A 20959-nucleotide genomic window follows, 5' to 3' on the forward strand; every position below is an offset into this window, starting at 1 on the left:
AAGTATAAATAATGCTGCTGCAAATTTACGCTTTTTAACTCGGAATAGCAGGGCTGGGAGCAGGGTGTAAGGGATTGACTGGCGCCGCAGGATACTTTGCCTGCAGCGAAGCCGTGCAGTTTATACTTCCAGGAAGCCTGATATCATACTTCGCATACTTTAGCGATACGCTCAAAGCTCCCGGTTTATACGTTGGAGAGGCAAAGAGTCATACTTTTATACTTCCTGATGCCGTGCTTTATACTTCCAGGCCTTGTCAATCATACTGCATAGCACCTGCATCTGAGCAGTATCAGTTCTTCTTCTCAAACTCCTGGAAGTTCATCGACTTGTGATGGTTCTCGCCGAAATAACGCAGGATCCTGGAAAAGGTCTTCGCGTCGAGGTAGCCGGGCACGGGGGCCAGCATGTTCATCTTTTCGTCCAGGTACACGGTGGTAGGGTAGCTCATCTGGCCCTGCAGCAGTGCCACCGCCAGCTCATGCGATCTGTACTCGTCTTTATATTTGAAGGTCTGGCCTCTGAGGGTAATGGGATCTTTGCCTTCGGCGTTCAGCTTTACGGGGTAGAAATGCCTGTTCACGAGCTCCACTACCTTCGGATCCGTAAACGTGCCTTTGTCCATTTTCTTGCACCAGCCGCACCAGTCGGTATACACATCGATCACGATCTTGCGTGGTTCCTTCTCCATGCGGGCGGCAGCCTGCTCTATCGTCAGCCATTGAATTTTCTCAGCTTTTTCAGCAGTGCCTTCCAGCGCGGTCAGCTGTACCGGTGTGGTTTCAGTGGTTGAGGCCTGTAGGGAGGCTGAGGTATTCCGGTTGCTGCAACCGGCAAAGAGGACCAGGGCAAAGATCGCAAGTATAGCTGTTCTTGTAATCATACTTTGTGGAGGTGGTGTGGCATCATGCATAAAGGTTTAACAGGATCGGCTAAGTATAAATTCCGGCTTAATGCTGCACAGGCTGTAGTTGCTTCCTCTTGATAAGTATACCCCGGGCTGGGGAGAAGAGGAACGCCAACATAAATTCCATACCTGTAACTGTGGCAATGGCCCCGGCAATGGAGCCGTCGATCCAGACGGCCAGGTAATAGCCGGCTGCGGAGGCAAGTATACCCGCCAGCACCGACAGCAGGAGCATTTGTTTAAAGTTGTCGGTAAGCAGGTAGGCTGTAGCAGGAGGGGCCACCAGGAGCGCCACCACCAATATGGCTCCCACCGACTCGAAAGAGGCCACGGTTGTAAAGGAAACCGCCGTCATGAGGGAGTAGTACCAGACCGTGGTGGAGATGCCGATGGCCGCTGCATAGGCCGGGTCGAAGGTAGTCAGGAAAAGCTCTTTGTAGCCCAGCACGATGAAAAGTATGATCAGCAGGGTAACCACGGCCAGGGTCCAGACGGTGCGGGGCCCAAGGCTCAGTCCTCCCCCGGTGATCCACAGGTCTAGTGGCACGTAGGCAATTTCGCCGTAGAGCACGCAATCCTGGTCCAGATCAACCTGCCCGGCGAACACCGAGATAAGTATGATACCGATGGCAAACAGCCAGGTAAACGTAACACCGATCGCGGCATCGGCCTGCACGCGGGCATAGCGGTGGAAGAACTCAATTAAAAAAGTGGTCAGCACGCCCAGCAAGCCCGCCCCGATCAGCATCGGCACCGACTCCCGCGACCCCGTGAACAGGAAAGCAATGACGATGCCCGGCAATACCGCATGCGAGATGGCATCGCCCACCATGGCCATGCGGCGCAGGATGAGGTAGCAACCCAGCAGACTACAGCAGGTGGCAACCAACGATCCGGTAAGTATGATCCAAAAGGCGTTCACAGGTTTTAATTGTTAATTGTTAATTGCTGATTGATAAATGGTTGTATGGTTAAATGTTGATGGCTAGATGGTTGTTTAGTTATTGTCTTCTTATCTTGGATTCTATAGTCTTCAACTTTCTAACTCTTACCTCCCAAACTCTCTAACTCTTTAACTCTCCAACTCCCTATGGGATCCGGGCGCTGTGCGGGTCGAGAACGGGGAAGCCAAGTTCCTCCATCAGTTTCTGCTCCAGTTCCGGTGTGATGATATGCTCGATGGTCTCGGCATCTTCGTGCACGTGGTCGGAGGCCAGGTGCAGGTACTGGGTAAGGTATAGCTCCCACAGCCGGTGCAGCCGCACCACCCGCTCGCCCCGGCGCTGGCCCTGGCCGGTGAGCAACCAGCCCTCCGGCGTTTTCTCGATGTATCCCTGGTTCCCGAGTTTTCTCAAACCCGTTCTGGCGAGCTTCTGGGGTATTGCCCTTCTTTCCAGTATCTCCTGAAAGGTATGAGGCGCCAGCGTACCCTGCTTTTGTTCCCCTAACTGGTAGAGCAGCTTCAGCAGGTTTTCCTCCAGGATCAGCGTCTTGTTGCGGCGCTGGCGCAGCAGGCGCGATACCCACCCTTTGCCCGGCGCAAAGGCAAACGAAAGTGTGGCGATCATCGACACGATCAGCACGATCCAGGGGCCGGTTGGCATGGCCGGCGCCGTATACGAAACAAAGGCACCCGCCACTCCCGAAAAGGCGCCGATCAGGGCGGCCAGCACCAGCATCAGGCTCAGCCTGTCGGTCCAGAAGCGGGCCGCGGCAGCCGGCGTAATCAGCATGGCCGCCATAAGCACAACGCCCACTGCCTGTATGCCCACCACTACGGCAAACACCGTGAGCGTTGTCAGGAGCAGCTCCAGCGCCCGCACCGGGTAGCCTATGGTTTTGGCATACGCCTGGTCGAAGCAGAGCAGGGTAAGTTCTTTGTAAAACAGGAGTGTGGCCACCAGCAGCAGCACAGCCACCAAACTGAAAGCAATTAGATCCTCGCCCACCAATGAGGCGGCCTTGCCGAACAGGAACTTGTCGAGGCCGCTTTGGGCGGCGTTGCCGGAGTGTTGTATGGCCGTCAGCAGAATTATACCGATGCCGAAGAACACGGAAAGCACCAGACCGATGGCCGTGTCCTCCTTAATGCGGGAGCGGGAGGTGATAAAATCGATGGTGAGCAGGGAGATCCATCCGGTGATAAAGGCCCCGAGCAGAAGTATGAAGGGGTTCTTGGTGCCGGAAAGTATAAACGCCAGGCAAACACCGGGCAGTACGGCATGCGCCACGGCGTCGCCCACGAGCGCTCGTTTGCGGAGTAGCGTAAAACAGCCCACCACCGCCGAGCTGCCCGCCAGCAGCACCGAACCCAGCGTGACATACCGAACGTTGGCATCCGCAAAAGAAAAGAACTCAAAAAACTCGTTCATGCCGGTATTGGCTGTTTGTTACTTACTGAAAAGTATGAATCTATACTTTCTAACTCCCAAACTCTTTAACTTCCCTATCTTTCTCTCGATGGAAACTCCTGCTTTTTGAGCAATTCGCCTACTTTGGTGAGCACCGTGAGTTTGCCGCCGTAGGTCTGCTCCAGCAGTTGCTGGGTCAAGATCTTCTCAGTTGGGCCGGAGGCGACCAGGCGCAGGTTCAGGAGCACCACCCAGTCAAAATACTCCGTGGCCGACTGCAGGTCGTGGTGCACTACGATGACGGTTTTTCCTTGTTCCCGCATGGTACGCAGCAATTCTATAATGGCCGTTTCGGTGGCGATGTCTACGCCCGCGAAGGGCTCGTCCATAAAGTATATATCGGCGTTCTGTGCCAGGGCGCGGGCCAGGAACACGCGCTGCTGCTGCCCGCCGGACAGTTGCGAGATCTGGCGGTTGGCAAAGCCCTGCATCCCCACTTTCTGCAGCGCCTCCATGGCGGCGTCCTTATCCGCCTTGCGCGGCCGTTTAAAGAGGCCCAGCTTGCCGTAGCGGCCCATCAGCACCACATCAAAAACCGAGGCCGGGAAATCCCAGTCCACCGACTCGCGCTGCGGCACATAACTGATGCGGTTACGCACTTGGCCTATCGGTTTGTCAAAAATCCTGACGTAGCCACTGCCCGCCGGCAGCAAATCCATCATCGCTTTGATCAGCGTAGACTTGCCCGCTCCGTTCGGCCCGATCACGCCCACCAGCGCACCGGCAGGCAGGGTCAGGTCGATGCCCCACAGCACGGGCTTGCGGTCGTAACTCACCGTCAGGTCGTGCACCTCCACCACCGGGTTCTCTACTTGAAGTATCATTCGTTTATACTTTTATTTTAAAGCAGACACCATGCTGTAGACGTTGTGCCGCACCATTCCTATGTAAGTGCCCTCTGCTGTTCCTTCCTTCCCCAGAGCGTCGGAGTATAAGGTGCCGCCGATTTTTACCTGATGCCCCCGTTCCCGGCTCCCAACCACCACGGCCTCGATGGCCTTTGGTGAGACTGATGACTCCACGAACACAGCCTTTATCTTGTTGTCAGCGATATACTTAACAAGCGAGGATACATCCTGCAAGCCGAATTCCGACACCGTGGAAATGCCCTGCAGCCCGCGCACTTTTATACCATAGGAATCCCCGAAATACCCGAAGGCATCGTGCGCCGTGATCAGGATGCGCTGCTGCTCCGGTATGGTCTGTATTTGCTGTGTTACCCACTGGTGTAGCCCGTCCAACTCCTGCAGGTAGGCCTGCGTGTTCTGCCGATATACTTCGGCGTTGGCCGGGTCTTTCTGCTGTAGTTCCTGGCTCAGGTGCCTGACTACCTCCATCCACAGCTGCACATCAAACCACACGTGCGGGTCCTGGCTGTGGGCAAACTGCTCGGAGGAGCGGAGCCTTTCTTTCGGTATACTTGCCGTAGCCGTCACTACGGTTTTCTGGCGGCTCAGCTTCTCCATCACTTCGCCCATCTTACCCTCTAAGTATAAGCCGTTGTAGATGATCACGTCCGCCTCCATCAGCTTCTGCAGGTCGCCCTGGGTGGCCTTGTAGAGGTGCGGGTCCACGCCGCTGCCCATCACCGACTCCACATCGGCGGCATCGCCCACAATATTGGCCACGGCATCCTTGAGAATGCTGGTGGTGGTAAGCACTTTCATGCGCTGGCCCGCCGCCATGGTGCCTTTGGTTTCTATTTGCGTGCAGGCGCCGGCAAGCAGAGTGAGGCAAAGTATGGCCAGTAAATAGATCGATCTCATAGTTTGTGCGGCGCCTTCAGGCGGATATAAATAGATTTCTGGACACTTCGCTGGAGATGAGCAGGCTCTTGTTGTCCTCCAGGTGTATTTCCAGGGAGTTGTCATAAGGTATGCGGTCGATGACTTTAATACTTGAGCCCAGAGAGATGCCCATTTTGTCGAGGTACTGCAGGAAGAGGGGCTGCGAATCGTTTACGCCTACCACCACGCCGGCCTCGTTTACCTCCATCTCGGAGAGCAGCCGCTGTTTCTTCTGCTTCATCTCGCCGGTCTCGGAGGGGATGGGATCGCCGTGCGGGTCGAATTTGGGATAGCCCAGGAACTCATCGAGGCGGTTGGTGAGCAGGGTGGAGGAGATGTGCTCCAACTCCTCCGCCACCTCGTGCACCTCGTCCCAGTTAAACTTGAGCTTCTCTACCAGAAACGTCTCCCAGAGCCGGTGCTTGCGGATGATCTGCAGCGCCACGTGCTCCCCCTGCGGGGTCAGCGACACGCCTTTATACTTCTTATAGTTAACGATGTCTTTGGCGCTTAACTTCCGCAGCATATCGGTTACCGAAGCCGCCTTGGTCTCCAGCACCTCCGCAATGGCATTGGTGTTCACCTCCTGCGCCCCGTTAGCCGACAGCTTGTAGATTGCCTTGATGTAGTTCTCCTCGGTATAACTATGAGACATGGTTTGGAATGGGTGAATGAGCGATTGAGTGAATGAGAGAATGTATAATTTTTGTAATTCACTCATTCACTCAATCAAAATTCAAAATTTACGCTTACCAGCGTATCAGCGCAGAGGCCCAGGTAAAGCCGCTACCAAAGGCAGCCAGGCACACCAGGTCGCCCTCCTTGATGCGCCCTTCCTCGTACGCCTCGCTCAGGGCTATTGGCACGGAGGCGGCGGTGGTGTTGCCATACTTCTGGATGTTGCTCATCACCTTTTCAGCGGGCAGACCCATCTTCTGCTGGATGTAGGAAGTGATGCGCAGGTTGGCCTGGTGGGGCACCAGCAGGTCAATATCCTCCGGTTTGTAACCGTTCTTGCTCAGGGCCTCCTGAATTACCTCGGGGAAACGGGTAACGGCGTGCTTGAACACCGTGTTGCCGTTCATGTAGGGGTATATACTCCCGTCCTCGATCATCTCGTGCGTCAGGCGCTCCTTTTTGTTGCTGCCTGGATTTACAACGGCCAGTTCCTCGGCAAACTCGCCGTCGGCGTGCAGGTGCGTGGAAAGTATGCCACGGTCGTTGCTCTCGGAGGGAACAAGCACCACAGCACCGGCGCCATCGCCGAAGATCACTGACACGCCACGGCCACGGGTGGAGAAATCCAGGCCGGTGGAGTGGATCTCGGAGCCTACTACCAACACGTTGTTATACATGCCGGTCTTGATGAACTGATCGGCCACCGAGAGGGCGTAGATAAAGCCGGAGCATTGGTTGCGCACGTCCAGGGCCGGAATTTCCTTCAAGCCCAACTCACGCTGCAGCAGCACGCCGGAACCTGGGAAAACGTAGTCCGGGCTCAGGGTAGCGAAAACGATCATGTCGATATCCTTAGGCTCCAGGCCGGCCATTTGGATGGCTTTGCGGGCAGCGGCGGCGCCCATATTGGCGGTGGTGTCCACACCCTCCTGGAAATAGCGCCGCTCTACAATGCCTGTGCGCTCCCGGATCCACTCATCCGAGGTATCCATGATCTTCTCCAGGTCCTTGTTTGTTACCACGTTCTCCGGTACGTAGTGGCCAACGCCACCAATTCTTGAATTACGCATCTTGTCGTCTCGTTTAGTTTCAAATATACTGCTTTATCCGAATTTTAGATTCATCTAAAAATAAAATTTATACTTTGGTGCTGCTGCTTAAGGTATCCTTAACTATTTGAAGCAGCTTTGCCTCGTCCGCTTCCCAAAAAATCTCCTGCGGTATCCCCGAAGTATAAAACTTGCTCTGGCGTATACGTTGCAGCAGCTCCTGGGGAGGCGCTTGCCTGAAGTCTACAGAGATGCCTGCCTGGTGCGCCTCAGTTATACTTTGCCAGAGCGGGTTTTGCTGCACCAGCACCGGCAGGGCATAGGCCATGTACTCGTATAGTTTGGTAGGGATGCAGCGCGCAGTGCTGGGGTGCGGCCGGTAGGGCAGCAGCCCCAGGTTGCTCTCTTTTATACTTTGCAGGATCTGCTGGTGCGGAACCAACTCGTTGCCTCCGATAAGTTTGATGTAACGTTTGCCTTTTATACGTTCCTGCAGCCGTTTTGAAGTATGGCTCCGTGAGCTGTAGCCGATGATGGTGAGGGTGGTAGAGGGATCCAAATGATGCAGTGCCTCGGCCAAACTGACCGCCTCGAAAACACCGTATACTTCCGCGATGGTGCCGGAGTAGAGCAGCCGCAGCGGCTCCTGCTTTAGTTGTCTTGGTGTGGTCGGCAAAGTATAATCTGGTTCCGGTTTATACTTGTTGCCGATCACGGCATACTTTCCAGCGGTTAAAAATGACAGCTCGGTAACATAGCTTTCCTCGGCCAGCAGGAAGTGGTTCACACTTGGCGCCGCTTTTTTCTCGGACCTGGCTACCTCAAAGGCGAGCAGTTGCCGGAGCAGGGGCGGGTAATTCTGCTGCGTGGTCAGGTTCAAAGTATAATTCTCCTGCACATCGTAAATCAGCTTGGCGCCATACTTTTGACAATACTGCTGGCTTGCCAGCAGCAGTTCGTGGGTGCAGGCAATGATCAGGTCCGGCTTTAATTGGTGGAGCAGCTGCTTATACTTCCTTTGCGCCAGAAACCGGCCGAGGCTCAGGCGTTTAAAGTCGAAGATGGGGTGGAAGTATATATTGGCCGGTGCCGCCGCCGGAACGGGCGCCCGGAAACCAGCGATATGCACTTCGGTTCCTCCAAATTTACTTACCGACAAGCCCAACTTCTCGTACATGCGTGTATCGTTGATGGGCTTCAGCAGGGAGGCTAGCAGAATTCTGGTTTCGGACATCCATCAAAAATACTTACTTTTACGCAATATTGGGTAACAAGCATATACTGAAAATGGAGCTAAGAAAAATAATAGAACAGGCATGGGAAAACCGTGAACTGCTTAAAGATTCTATCACGGTGGAGGCCATACGTGCCGTAATTGAGGATTTAGATAAAGGTGTGCTGCGCGTGGCGGAGCCGAAAGGCGAGGAGTGGACCGTGAATGAGTGGGTGAAGAAAGCGGTGCTTTTATACTTCCCGATCCAGCAGATGAAGACGATCGAGGTCGGCCCATTCGAGTTTCATGATAAGATCTCGTTGAAACGTAATTATGAGCAGCTGGGTGTGCGCGTGGTGCCGCATGCGGTGGCGCGCTATGGGTCATTCCTGGCAAGGGGCGTGGTGATGATGCCGTCCTACGTGAACATCGGGGCCTACGTAGACTCCGGTACGATGGTGGACACCTGGGCAACAGTGGGAAGCTGCGCACAGGTAGGCAAGAACGTGCACCTGAGCGGCGGCGTGGGTCTGGGCGGTGTGCTGGAGCCGGTACAGGCTGCCCCCGTTATCATAGAGGATGGTGCTTTCATCGGATCCAGAAGTATACTGGTGGAGGGTTGCCGTGTTGGTAAAGAGGCCGTGATCGGGGCCGGTGTCACCATTACAGGCAGCTCCAAAATCATCGACGTGACGGGCAGCGAGCCGAAAGAATATAAAGGCTATGTGCCGCCGCGCTCCGTAGTCATCCCGGGTTCTTACACGAAGAAGTTCCCGGCAGGCGAGTTCCAGGTGCCCTGCGCCCTCATCATCGGGCAGCGCAAAGCAAGCACAGACCTGAAGACCTCGCTGAACGACGTGCTGCGCGACCACGCAGTGGCGGTGTAGAGTAACGCTAGCGCAATGTTAAAAGCCCCTCCTGTTGTGTCTTACAGGAAGGGCTTTTTCATTAAGGTGGAAGGCGGGCCAAAGGTATTGGAACAACTACTTATTAATAACTACCCTAAAAGTTCTGAACTGCTCTTTGGTCTGTAGCCTTAGCAAGTAGAGTCCCGTAGTGAATTTTTCGGCATTAATTTCGATCCTTTTTACTTCGCCAGCCTCCGTATCGCCTGATAAAAATGTCAGCTGCTCGCCTGTACTGCTATAAATCGTCAGGTTATACTTCCCAGATGCCCGAGTCTTAATGTAAAGCGAGGTAATGTCGTTGAACGGGTTTGGATACAATGTCCAGTCGCAGCAGTCTTCTTCGGGTAACTTATCAAAGGCGAGCACCCCGGCCGTATGTGTTTCATTCGATGCCAGTATGACAACTCCTTCGGTGAAAGTATCTTTTGTGCTCGTAACATCTGTATAGGGGCCTTTGAGCAAAAGCTGCTCGGGCGTAAAGATTATCCCGCTCATGGGAGACTGTTTATATACGATATCATTTTCGTTGGCCAGGGAGGTATTATACACCACTCTAATTAGCTGGGCCTCCTCATTTAAGAGGACAACCGGCCGGTCACCAGATCCGGAGACACCGTACAGGTCATCCCAGTTGCCGGACGGCCGCCTGATAAGTAAAGCCAGCCTCGGATGGCCAGGTGTGTTAAAGCTTGTTTTGATGGCAGCATACAAGGTGCCGTCGCTGGTAGAGGCCAGGTTTAAGGAGTTGCTGACCATACCTCCCCCCAGGTCGAGGGCAGATTGGGAAGAAGGAATCTCCTCTTCTGACCAGGCAGTAGGATCGGCCTGGTCAGCATGTGTTTTAAATCCGAACCGCTTTTTGTTCACATCTGTCCACATCACGCCTATCTTATTCCCTATTCTGACAATGGCACACAGGTCATCATCCGTTACCTCGGTTGCCAGGTTTACAGGTTCGCTCCATGAAGTATAAGGTGGATCGCTCCAGCGTACATCAATGCTTGACTCCGCATCCGAAGCCAACCACATTCTATCTTTGCTGTCAACCTCGATAGTAGCCGTGAAAGCTTTTTTGCCAATGTTTATGTCTACATTCTCCGGGTCTTTCGACCAAAATTTATAAGTACGAGATCCTGTATTATATTTCAGTGAAACCAGACTGATAATATCCCGACCTGTAAAGAGTAAAATGTGAGCTAAGTCACCGTCTATTTTGCAGTCGGCTTTATATAAATGATTCGAAAGCTTTAGTTGTTTGACCCAGATGTCCCCCTCTAACCGCCAAAGATGTGTGCCCGAGTCACCGGGTAATACAGTCCAATAATAACCCGCGTAAGCCCATGCTTTTGACTGTGGGGTTTCTCCGGTGTCTCTGGTAACGGATAGTGGTTTAAGCTCCCTAACGGCAAGAAATCCTGTAGTGTCCTGAGCTTTAGCAAAAGTAAATGAAAAAAAAAGGAGGCCTATACTGAGGAAAATTTTAATCATAGAAATAAGGGATTATTTACTGCCAAACATGAAACCACCTTAACTACTGGTTCTGCTATATGTCATGATAAAAGCTATGTTGTTCGTATAGCTGTAAGAGGTGCGTTAGTAATTTGTTTATTGTATCTTATTTATAATATATGTTTTAAATAGTAAAAGGTTTTAATAATTTCAAATAATAACAATATTGTAGTTTAGCGATTTTATTTGTGTCCCTTGAGTTTTCCATTTCAGTACGGGGCAAAGCAGAAGCTTGCAAGGTTTAATGGTGGCTGTGGTATTAATGTGTGCAGCTAACTCCGTTTTATCCTTTGTGCCGGCAGCGTGTCAGGAACTGTACCGGGTCAATCTTCTTTCAAGCTCCAGTACTTTCTTGAAGTTGTATTTCATAGATGTATAATTTCTCAGGGTGTACAGTTTATAAAAGTTTGATAATAGCATCAGCTTGTGAAGTATAGGTTCCTTATTTCTTTTGCCTGGTGCCACCTTCCCGAGTAACAGCCATACAAGCCTTCTGAAATAAAAAACAAAGACCCTAAGCAGGTTGAGGTTGAAGTAGACCATCCCCCTGCAGTTTTGATTCAGTCTAAGCCGGTATGGAATGAGAACGGGCAGGCTTTCGGCGCCTTCTTTTAGCAATTGCTGATAATATGATGCTGAAATGCGATGCTGCGGCATAAAATGCTTAAACCGTAGCCTTTCATCGTACCAGATCTCATACCCTGCCAGGGCGATGGCATAGCATAACTCGTAGTCCCCACCTGCGCTTAATTGCTTGCCCTTTCTGTCAGATAGAAGGGGCTTAAACCCAGCCACTGCTAGCTTTTGGATGACTGCTTTGCGGATAACACAACCAGCGCCATACACCGCATTATAGGGTGCTTTACCAGAGGCTGAGGCCTGGGGGCCGCTCGCCAGCGCAGTAAGGTTGTGCATCCAGACAGGCGGATCTTTTTCAAACACCAATTCGCCATACCCGCCCAGCACGCCAGCCGTGGGGGTTTCCTGCATCAGATCGTAGGCAAGATTCACGTAACTCGGCGACAGCCAATTATCATCATCGCAGAAGAGCACAAAGTCATAGGCGGCCTCCTCAAGGGCAAGCTCCCGGGCGTACGCAAGGCCTTTCTGAGGTTGGTACAGCACCCTGAAGGAGGCCGGGCAACCATAGCTTCGCCATGCTGCGGTAGCCACTGCGGCCGACTGATCGGTGGAGGCATTATCCACCACCAGCACCTCCCAACATACTTTCGGGCAAACCTGCTGCACGGCAATGTGCCGGAGCGTATCCGGTAGCCGCGTGGCCCCGTTATAGGTGCAAATAATGATGCTGATGCCCGTGCTCATACCAAACTTTGATTACGGTTGTTTAGAACTGCCAATGGCTAAAAGCAAGTATGGTAAATGCCTTGCCCGTATACCTCAAGACAGCTTTATTTGCTCAGAATCACTCTATGCGTACTAAAGCCGGCAGAGGTGACTAACTTTATCAGATAAAGTCCTTTGCTCCGGTTTGCCCAGTTCAATTCCAAGTTCACATGCTCTTCCCGGTTACTGGCTCCTTCCAGCATTTTTTCGACCAGCGTCCCTTTGGCATCATAGATGTAAATGGCATATGGTCCTCTGTTTGGCAGGGAGAAACTGAGGCGTGCCTTGTCTTGGATAGGATTTGGATAAACCGTCAATTCTAAATTATCTACTTTGATTTTAGCCTCCTCTTCATGCGATGTTACAATCGAGGTGTCATCAGATGCAAGCACGGAGTAGCCCTGCTTGCCTGTAGAGGCAAAAATGACAATTTCACCGGTATAGTTGTTTTTGCTGCTGGTAGCATAGTCACAGGTTTCATCAATCAGGGAAAGCTCCGAGCCGAACTGAATATTACTGGTTAATGCTTCTTTGTAGTAGATGCCTCCGGCACTCGGAGCAGCATAGATAACCTTAACCTTGCCCACATGCTCATTTAAAATCACGATCGGGCGGTTGCCCGCTTTGGAAACCTCGTATAAATTATCCCAACTTCCGGTAGGGCGTCTGACAAGCAAGGCAATTCTGGCAAGTCCTGTTTTGTATCCTGTTTTCACCGCACAGTATAACGTCCCATCCGAGGCAACGGCCATGTTCAGGTGGTCGTCGGCCATCCCGTCTCCGCTTTCAATTGCCGATTGCGAGGCAGGTACCTCATCCGCAGACCAGGTAGCTGGGGAAGCGCCATTGGCATGGGTCTTAAATCCAAAGCGCTTCGTATTCTGGTTAGACCACAGAAAACCAATTTTATTTAAGGCCCGCAAATTCACTACGGCGCAGATATCATCGTCTGTGAGGCCGCTGGCTACGACAATCGGGGTGCTCCAGGTGCTATATGGTGCGTCGCTCCACCTTACAAGGGCATTTCTGTTTCCATTGGAAGCTAGCCACATTCTCCCTGTTCCGTCAATATCAATAGTGGCAGTTTTTACACCTGCGTCCAGTGGAATCAGAACACTGGAGCTTCTTTGAGACCAGAGAGTATAATCACCTGCCACCGATCCATACTCCACAGAAACTAATTTAGAGGGAAGGTTTGCACCTCTGAATAATAATATGTGTACGTTGCTGCCATCTACCTTGCAGTCTGCCCGTGTGAAATCGCTGTCTGATATTTGTATCGTTCTAGTCCACTCTGTTCCGTCTAACCTCCAGATATGCGTTCCTTCGTTTGTGCTGGGGAGCACAGCCCACCATTTGTCAGCGTACTTCCATACTTTAGATTGGGGCTGATCGCCCAAACTGGTGTGTATAGGTAAGGGGCTCAGTGGGGTAATAGATATAAATCCCTCTGTTCCTGCACTTGGCTCAGGTTGGATTATATAGGTTTCACCGGAAGTATAACCTGTTGTCATCATATTTCCTGCTTCGTCTTTAATGCCGGTGCCACTCGTTTTTAGGTCAAGTCGTAGCGTGCCTGTCCCTTGAATAGCGCTTACAGTTACGTCATAGGCTGTGCCGTCCGTGCTGGCAGCAGCCACCGCCGAAATGTTGCTGGAGAGAGTGCCCGAGATAACGGTGGCTACAAAGTCAGCCGGATCCACGCCGCTTACTTTTTCTGAGAAGAGCGCCCGGTAAATTACTGTGGTTGCGCTTGTGGTGCTGGTAGTAGGGGTCTGACGCAAAATGCCTGACACCGTTGGGGGAGTCTGATCCGGCTGCGGGGCTGCGTCTGCTGCGATAGTAAACGTGATCGTTAAGGGGGAGCCCGCTGTACCGGTTCCCTTGCTTCCTGAGTAGGGGGTAGCCTTTAAGGTATAAGTACCCACGGCAGGAGGGTTCCAGCTCCCATAGTAGTAGTTGCCATTGCCATCATCGCCATGCAGGGCGTATGGTGCTCCATTATCCGTGTATGTCAGGGATTGGGCGCCGCTCAGTTCAAATTTCACACTTCCTACAGACGCAGGGGAGGTGTTGGCTCTGATGTTTAGTTTGGTGGTTGGCAGGGATGCCAGACTGATCGTGGTTCCTGCTACAACTGCCTGAATGTCTTTTTCGGTGGCTGAGTTGACAAGCGTAAAGCTGGTTACCTGCTGCAGGCCCGAAGAATTGATGAAGTTTGCTGTAACGGCCTTATCAGCATCCATGGGGATGGTGACAGTGCTTGCTGTACCGGTGGCATCTCCACTCCAGCCAGAGAATACGGAGCCCTGATCCGGCATCGCTGTCAGGGTAACATCGCTCCCCTTCTCATAAATGGTTAAATCAGGATTTCTGGAAACTGTTCCTCCTCCGTTTACACTGATATCCAGCTTAAATTGGGAAAGGGATGAATTATTGCCTGCCAGTTCCAGGTCGAATGCTAAGTCTGAGGAAGAAGCCTTTGATTGGTGTACCTCCACGGCAATGACATTGGGGCCAGCTTTAAAGTATGAAGAGGGAATGGAGAAAGACTTCACCTCCGTACCATCATCGCTGGCACCCGCGAGTGCTAACGTCTGATAACCAATCGTACCAGCCGGCATATTGTCTCGGTGTACTTCAATGCCATTGAGGTAGATGACCACGCCGTCATCCCGCTTCACGCTGGCGCTAAACGAAGTATAATCGCTTGGGTTTACGATTGAGAAGCTTTTCCGGAAGTAAGTGGTAATGTACTTGGGGGATGATTTGGGTCCATAGCTTACCGTTGTGCTGGCATCACCTATCCCATAGCCGAATTTCCCATTCCCGCTTTTCCAGTTGCTGTCATCAAAAGCTAATGTGTGCCAACCTTGCCCCAGATCAGAGCCGTTGTCCAGGTATTTCCAGGTGGAAGTAAAAGTAAAAATGGTGCTTTGATTTACCTCTGCAACAGAGGGGACATGGATGAGAAACATCAACAAAATGGTAAGCAGAAGCGGAGTAAATCTTTTCATACGGAACTACTTTTAGGTTTTTATAAAGTATAGATGTCTTAATCGGAGATGGTGACGCTTAATAATCTCTTATCGAGTTACCTGCCATATGGTCTTATACGGAAGAAATAGATTTTATTTAACAAATGCTTTATAGAATTTAGTAAAATAGTATAAAGCGTAACGAAAGAGGTATCTATTACATAAGAACTCAACCCTTTCATTTATAGCAGGAACCACTATTTGCAAGACTTTGCCCTTTGGCCGGGACCGCTGTAAATTAGTATAAGCCGCTTTATGGAAGGCACTAACTATCCTAATATGTCTTTGGTGTCACTATCACGGCGATTCCCTCACCATACTCAGCACAGGTTTCAGCACAACATGATTTACTTCTATTCTACTATATAAAGATTGTTAAAGCCTTGTTTTTGAGTCATTTATACTTTCTTGTGCTTGCAGAAGTACTGAGTTCTGCCAAATGAAATTGGAAAGTGCTGTTTTTGTATTAGCGTTTAAAAAATACTACTGGTTCACAGGTGAATAGGGGGAGTATTGCTTTAATTAAAAATCTCTTAAAGCTATATGAATCAATGTGGTGTAAGGATATACTTCGAAACGTAATAATTTGTAGTTGTATATATTCCATCATTAGTATAATTTATTTAATTCCACAGGTTGTAGAAAGTATAACTAGTAAAAGAAGTTGTGGTTATTTATAAAGCTTTTTAGCTAAAAATTGGTAAACGGTTTTTAAATCTGAAACAGGTCGGTATATCTTTGTCGAAGTCGAATGAATAAAATATCCAAAAACGACCGAGCGGGTTGTTTAGGTATTAAGATAGGTATGTTGTTGAATTATAGAGAGTTGGTTTGCCTATGGAGAGAGCTTTAGTTTTTTTTATATTCAATTTGTTTAATATTAAAATTGTTGGTTTTAGATAAAATCAACATGGCTATAGAAACAATGATAAAATAGAAGAATTGAAGTGTTGTTTTTGTAGCCACCGAGTAAAATTTCACTTTTTAGCCAAAACTTTTAGCCAAAAAACATGAATTCAAGATTCAAGTATATCCTCATGCCCCTACTTGTGGGCACAATCACCATGTCATGCGAAAAAGAAGAAATGGAAGACATGACACCCAATGCCGAACTTAGTACAGAAGCCACTGATTTAGCCACCTCTGCTAACTTCATTTTTAACGAAACCTTTGAAGACGGGACTGGCTTTGATGGCATCAGGTTGCAAGCAAGTACAAACTATGGCTTTAACTTAGTTTCGAGCCCAGCCTTTGAAGGTTCTAAAGCTGGCCGCTTCGAATTGCGCGATTCTGATGCAGAAGCTAGTGGCGGAACAAGAGCAGAGTTCATATTCCCCGATGATACGAGGGCAAAAGAAGGCTGGTATTCCTTTGCGGGCTATTTCCCCGCTGCCGATTATGCTGATGAGAGAAGTAGAGATATCATCACCCAGTGGCACCAGGGTGGTGGTTCCGGGTCCCCACATACCGTACTGGTAGTAGAGAGCGGCGAGTTTATCATGCACGTTGGAGAAGCCCGTCTTTCACTAGGTAAAATGACAAAAGATGTGTGGCACAATTTTGTGATCCATATGGTGCACTCTACGGGATCAGATGGTCTGATTGAAGTATGGTTAAACGATAAAAAAGTTGCGTCCAGATCAGGTGCCACTATTAAGTCAGGCTTTGACCTGCCACGTTGGAAAGTGGGTATCTACAAGTGGGACTGGAACGGCAGCGAAACAACCAATACTAAAAAGAGAGTATGGTACATCGACAACGTAAGACTGGGCAACAGCAATGCTACGTTAAGCGAGATGAGTTCTGGTTCTGGTTCCGGCTCCACGTCTGAACCAGCACCTAACCCCTCAGAGCCTACTTCTCCGGAGGCGGGTACTTCAGAGCCTTCTTCTAGCGCCGATATTTCAGGTTTCACCCTGATCGACTCGCACACTGAAAAAGGAGTGATGTCCATCACTAACGGGTCACAAATTAGCCTTAGCTCCTTGGCTTACACCAAACTCAACATTCAGGCCAATGCTTCTTCTTCGGTGGAGAACGTAAAGTTTGAGCTGAGCGGCGCCCAGAGCAGGACCTATACAGACAAAGGTGCTCCGTTTGCCCTGCACGGCGACGATGGCAACGGTAACTTCTACTACGGCAACTGGAACCCACCAGCCACCGGTACCTATACCCTGAAAGCCACACCATACAAGGATGGCCAGGCCGGAACACCAGTATCCATCACCTTCACGATCGTGAACTCTGGTGAGACGATCATTCCAAATGAGGATGGCGCTACTTCCGGAAGCACAGAAATTGCTCAGCCTTCTGCTAGCTCCGACATCACGGGCTTTACTCTGATTGATTCACATTTAGAGAAAGGTGTGCAGACAATTGCGGATGGTTCTGTGATTACACTTAGCTCCCTGGCTTACACCAAGCTGAACATTCAGGCCAATGCTTCTTCTTCGGTGGAGAACGTAAAGTTTGAGTTGAGCGGCGCCCAGAGCAGGACCTACACAGACAAAGGTGCTCCGTTTGCCCTGCACGGCGACGATGGCAACGGTAACTTCTACTACGGCAACTGGAACCCACCAGCCACCGGTACTTATACCCTGAAAGCCACACCATACAAGGATGGCCAGGCCGGAACACCAGTGTCAATAAAGTTTACTATCAAAAACTAGTAGACATTCAGAATTTCTGATTTAGTGTAGCAAACACTTAAACCAAACAAATCTAAAAAGGGCCCAAGGTTATACCTTGGGCCCTTTTTATTTAATACCTGAAGCATTGCAACGCCTGGATAACTGTTGGTGCGGCCGTTCGTAAAAATATGAGGATACAAGAACAGGTTAATCCATCTCCTATGGTCGTGAAGCTTCAACTATGCATTTATCCCTTCTTTATCTATAAGCTGTTGGGGTGTTTTTCAGTTGCTATACCGCCAAACCTTGGAGAACTGCTGGTGGAGGAAAACTTTGAGGGCGAATCATACTTTCGGGGGGCTAAGTTACAGGCCGCCACGGCCTATGGTTTTCGTGTAGCAGAGCTGCCTGTTTATGAGGGGACCAGATCGGGCCGGTTTGAATTAAGGGATACTGATCCTGAAGCAAGTGGCGGCACCAGGGCTGAGTTCCTGTTTCCGGAAGCGACAAAGGTAAAAGAAGGGTGGTATACGTTTGCCGCCTATTTCCCCACTGAGGATTACCAAAGAGACACCAGCATGGATCATATCAACCAGTGGCACCAAGGCAAAGGGTCAGGTAGCCCAGCCTTGATGCTGATCACTGAGAATGATGAGTTTTTCATCTTTCTAAAGGGAAAAGGCCTAAAACACCAGCGGTATGCGCTTGGTGAGGTCCGGAAAGATGTGTGGCACAGGTTTGCTATTCACATCGTGCATTCCTCGGGTGAAGACGGAATGGTAGAGGTATGGCTCAATGAAAACAAAGTGCTGAGTTACAATGGTCCCACCATGTATTCAGGATTTGGATACCCGCGCTGGAAGGTTGGCCTATACAAAGATGACTGGAACCACTCCCGCACTACCGATACGCAGAAGAGAGTATATTATATAGACGATGTAAAATTGATTTGTCTGGACCCTGGTGCAGCTGCAGCGAATTAGGTAGTCGGCTTCCTACTGCTTTCATACTTGTGCGGGTTGATTCTCAGACATTACTTTAAATTTTATTTTTCCCGTTTTTAGATAGAACTACCAATAACCTTTGCCATGATCTACTAGTATATGGTATAAATAAAAGATTAATTTCTATTTATGCCATTAAAAGCATAGGCGTTACATAGATACACATCAAAGATTTAAATCAGATGCTAAAACACCATCTACGTTTTAGATGCAGGAATACCTATACCTAATGCTTTCATGATGAAGTTTACTGTAAGGAACATATTGGGATGGCTGTTAGCATGCTTGCTGATCCGGTTAGGCTTTGTAAAGAAAGCTTTGAGCAAAGCCCTGAAAGGAGAGTATATTCTATCGGTATACTTTCACAATCCTTCTAAAATGGAGTTCGAAGCAAGCATTAGGTGGCTGCAAAAACAGGGCCTCCAGTTCTTGAGCGTTGCCGATGTTGAGCAGATTAGTTTAAAGCAGCGACCCTTCCCGAAAGGAGGAGTTATCATTACGGTAGATGATGGCTGGCAGCGGAATGAGGCTAATATTGTAAGTATAGCCGAAGCGTATAAGGTGCCGGTTGCTATTTTTGTTTCGACACAACCTGTACAGGAAGGAACGTACTGGTGGTCGTATTTTAGCCAGGCACAAAAGTTAAAGCTATCGCCGCCTCCGGTACAGGCACTTAAGCAAATACAAAACGAAGAACGCCTGCTCCGGGTGGAGGAATTCCGGAAGAAGATTAACCTCGGACGGGAGGCGATGACGGTAGCGCAGGTCAGGAATATCTCCAAATCGAAGTTCATAACAATAGGTGGACATACGCATTCCCACCCTATACTGATAAACTGCACGGATGAGCAGGTGTACTTTGAACTGCTGCATTCTAAAAAGACACTGGAGAAGTGGACAGGAAAAAGTATCTCCTATTTTACTTATCCTAACGGCAATTACAGCCAGCGCGAAATAACTCTTTTAGAAGAGTTAGGCTACAGCCTGGCGTTCACATGCGAGGCAAAGCAGATAACAGAGAACGATTTAGGGAATGGCTTCATGCTGCCCCGGCTGGCCTTTTTGGAAGGCGCTTCGTTTGCTGAGAACATTTGTAGGATGACGGGGGTTTGGAAAGCCACTTTACGGAAATTGAAGTATGCTGCACGCAAAAATAAAACGGCCTCGGCAAGCATAACCTCTCCGCCGCTTGTTACAACAGAAGTTGTTTTTAAGTAGAGGTAGCTGCAAGTATAAAGTGCTAAGGTAGCCTGGCTCTAGCAGGAGGCAGCGTTTGAGTAGCGCTGTCAATAACGTTATTGAGAAGGTCTTGTGGTAAAGTATGAAGAAGTTATCCGTTATGTTCACTCCCCGATTTGCTATTTGGCCCACACTCCCCCTGGATATACATTTTAGAACAGAGAGCACCTGGCGCCCTTTTCCCCTAAACCAGGAAAACTGCAGGATCTTTTCACGTGCAAGACAGGCCATCTGGAGTGCATGCATAGCCCTTGATCTCAAAGCGGGGGACACGGTGCTTGTGCCAGCCTATCATCATGGTTCCGAAATAGAGGCGCTTCTGCTGGCTGGGCTAAAAGTTAAATACTATGAAATTGATGGTGCCTTAGCGCCGGACGAAGCCACACTGCTTCCGCTGCTGGACAAACAGGTAAAGGCCTTATACTTGATCCATTACCTGGGTTTTCCGCAAGATGGGGCTTACTGGCGTAAGTGGTGCGATGACAGGAACCTGTTGTTAATGGAAGATGCGGCGCAGGCGTTCTTGTCTACAAAGGAGGAGATCCCGGTAGGATCCCATGGACATGTGGCTGTCTTTTGCTTGTATAAGACCTACGGAATACCGGATGGTGGAGCCGTCATCTCAATAAAACCTCCTGCACCGCCCCGGCTAACAGCTGAAACCGGTAACTGGCGCATTCTGAAAAGGCATCTCAACTGGGTTGCCACAAAGAGAGGGGAAGTCGGCTTCTTGCATGGTCTTGTTAAACCGGCACTCTCGTGGTGGAAGCGCCAGCGGGACAGACCGCATGCAGAGTTTGAGATGGGAAATCCTGACACCCCGCCTGCCTTGATGACTACAAGGTTGTTGCCTAAACTATTAAACGAAGTCACAGCCCACAAGCGCCGGAGGAATTACCAGTATTTGCTTGACCACTTAGGGGAGATGGTGCCTCGTCAGTTTGTGTATCTGCCCGATGGAGCTTGTCCTTTTGCTTTTCCTATAGAAGTTGAGAATGCCAGGCCCTTTCTGGAGCGGTTGCGCCAAAAAGGAGTTTTAGGCCTGCTGTTCTGGATTAACCCACACCCTACGTTGCCGGTTGAGGAGTTTCCGCGCAGCCGCTTTCTTCGGGAGCGGGTGCTCGCTTTACCGGTTCATCAGGAGTTAACCGAATATGATCTGAAAAGAATTGTGAGTGCAGTGCAGGAAAGCCGTACCGCCCTTCCTGCCCAGGTTGCTGCAGTTTAAGCAGCGGAATA

General features: G+C 50.1%; 16 protein-coding genes. 5 read left to right on the top strand and 11 right to left on the bottom strand.

Going from position 1 to position 20959, the window contains the following annotated elements:
• Nucleotides 1-292: 292 nt before the first annotated feature.
• The 8 genes from A3841_RS13495 to A3841_RS13530 all read right to left on the bottom strand — a co-directional run bounded on the left by A3841_RS13495 (nt 293) and on the right by A3841_RS13530 (nt 8066).
• Nucleotides 293-883, bottom strand: coding sequence for a thioredoxin family protein (locus A3841_RS13495; protein WP_073852874.1), 591 nt, complete (start codon nt 881-883; stop codon nt 293-295).
• A gap of 67 nt (nt 884-950) precedes the next feature.
• A complete protein-coding gene (locus A3841_RS13500; RefSeq protein WP_073852875.1) occupies nt 951-1829 on the bottom strand; it encodes a metal ABC transporter permease in 879 nt (292 codons plus the stop codon).
• Nucleotides 1830-1995: 166 nt separating this feature from the next.
• Nucleotides 1996-3279 carry a metal ABC transporter permease gene (locus A3841_RS13505; protein ID WP_073852876.1) on the bottom strand — a complete coding sequence of 428 codons (1284 nt, stop codon included), beginning with the start codon at nt 3277-3279 and terminating at the stop codon, nt 1996-1998.
• A gap of 74 nt (nt 3280-3353) precedes the next feature.
• Entirely contained in the window at nt 3354-4142 is a 789-nt protein-coding gene (locus tag A3841_RS13510; RefSeq protein ID WP_073852877.1) for a metal ABC transporter ATP-binding protein, read from the bottom strand.
• A gap of 12 nt (nt 4143-4154) precedes the next feature.
• Nucleotides 4155-5084, bottom strand: coding sequence for a metal ABC transporter solute-binding protein, Zn/Mn family (locus A3841_RS13515; RefSeq protein ID WP_073852878.1), 930 nt, complete (start codon nt 5082-5084; stop codon nt 4155-4157).
• 16 nt (nt 5085-5100) lie between these two features.
• Nucleotides 5101-5760 carry a metal-dependent transcriptional regulator gene (locus A3841_RS13520; protein ID WP_073852879.1) on the bottom strand — a complete coding sequence of 220 codons (660 nt, stop codon included), beginning with the start codon at nt 5758-5760 and terminating at the stop codon, nt 5101-5103.
• Between the two features lie 94 nt (nt 5761-5854).
• Complete coding sequence (locus A3841_RS13525; protein ID WP_073852880.1) at nt 5855-6853, bottom strand: 3-oxoacyl-ACP synthase III family protein; 999 nt, start codon at nt 6851-6853, stop codon at nt 5855-5857.
• Nucleotides 6854-6920: 67 nt separating this feature from the next.
• Nucleotides 6921-8066, bottom strand: a complete 1146-nt coding sequence (locus A3841_RS13530; RefSeq protein ID WP_073852881.1) for a glycosyltransferase — start codon at nt 8064-8066, stop codon at nt 6921-6923.
• 53 nt (nt 8067-8119) lie between these two features.
• Here A3841_RS13530 and A3841_RS13535 point away from each other — a divergent pair, with 53 nt between their 5' ends.
• The gene (locus A3841_RS13535) at nt 8120-8932 is read left to right on the top strand and encodes a 2,3,4,5-tetrahydropyridine-2,6-dicarboxylate N-succinyltransferase (RefSeq protein WP_073852986.1); all 813 of its coding nucleotides are present in this window, start codon (nt 8120-8122) and stop codon (nt 8930-8932) included.
• A 96-nt stretch (nt 8933-9028) separates the two neighbouring features.
• Here the strand turns inward: A3841_RS13535 and A3841_RS13540 are convergent, their stop codons facing one another.
• The 3 genes from A3841_RS13540 to A3841_RS19915 all read right to left on the bottom strand — a co-directional run bounded on the left by A3841_RS13540 (nt 9029) and on the right by A3841_RS19915 (nt 14826).
• Nucleotides 9029-10441, bottom strand: a complete 1413-nt coding sequence (locus A3841_RS13540) for a T9SS type A sorting domain-containing protein (protein ID WP_073852882.1) — start codon at nt 10439-10441, stop codon at nt 9029-9031.
• A gap of 327 nt (nt 10442-10768) precedes the next feature.
• On the bottom strand, nt 10769-11788 hold the full coding sequence (locus tag A3841_RS13545; RefSeq protein ID WP_073852883.1) for a glycosyltransferase: 1020 nt from the start codon (nt 11786-11788) through the stop codon (nt 10769-10771).
• Nucleotides 11789-11874: 86 nt separating this feature from the next.
• Nucleotides 11875-14826, bottom strand: coding sequence for an InlB B-repeat-containing protein (locus A3841_RS19915; RefSeq protein WP_083610365.1), 2952 nt, complete (start codon nt 14824-14826; stop codon nt 11875-11877).
• A gap of 1031 nt (nt 14827-15857) precedes the next feature.
• Here A3841_RS19915 and A3841_RS13555 point away from each other — a divergent pair.
• The 4 genes from A3841_RS13555 to A3841_RS13570 all read left to right on the top strand — a co-directional run bounded on the left by A3841_RS13555 (nt 15858) and on the right by A3841_RS13570 (nt 20948).
• Nucleotides 15858-17516, top strand: a complete 1659-nt coding sequence (locus A3841_RS13555; protein ID WP_083610366.1) for a polysaccharide lyase — start codon at nt 15858-15860, stop codon at nt 17514-17516.
• A 149-nt stretch (nt 17517-17665) separates the two neighbouring features.
• Nucleotides 17666-18460, top strand: coding sequence for a polysaccharide lyase (locus A3841_RS13560; RefSeq protein ID WP_073852885.1), 795 nt, complete (start codon nt 17666-17668; stop codon nt 18458-18460).
• 258 nt (nt 18461-18718) lie between these two features.
• Nucleotides 18719-19699, top strand: coding sequence for a polysaccharide deacetylase family protein (locus A3841_RS13565; RefSeq protein ID WP_139307968.1), 981 nt, complete (start codon nt 18719-18721; stop codon nt 19697-19699).
• A gap of 103 nt (nt 19700-19802) precedes the next feature.
• Nucleotides 19803-20948, top strand: a complete 1146-nt coding sequence (locus tag A3841_RS13570) for a DegT/DnrJ/EryC1/StrS family aminotransferase (RefSeq protein ID WP_083610367.1) — start codon at nt 19803-19805, stop codon at nt 20946-20948.
• Nucleotides 20949-20959 lie beyond the last annotated feature (11 nt).

Source organism: Pontibacter flavimaris (assembly GCF_001907195.1).
In the GTDB taxonomy this organism is placed as follows: Bacteria; Bacteroidota; Bacteroidia; order Cytophagales; family Hymenobacteraceae; genus Pontibacter; species Pontibacter flavimaris.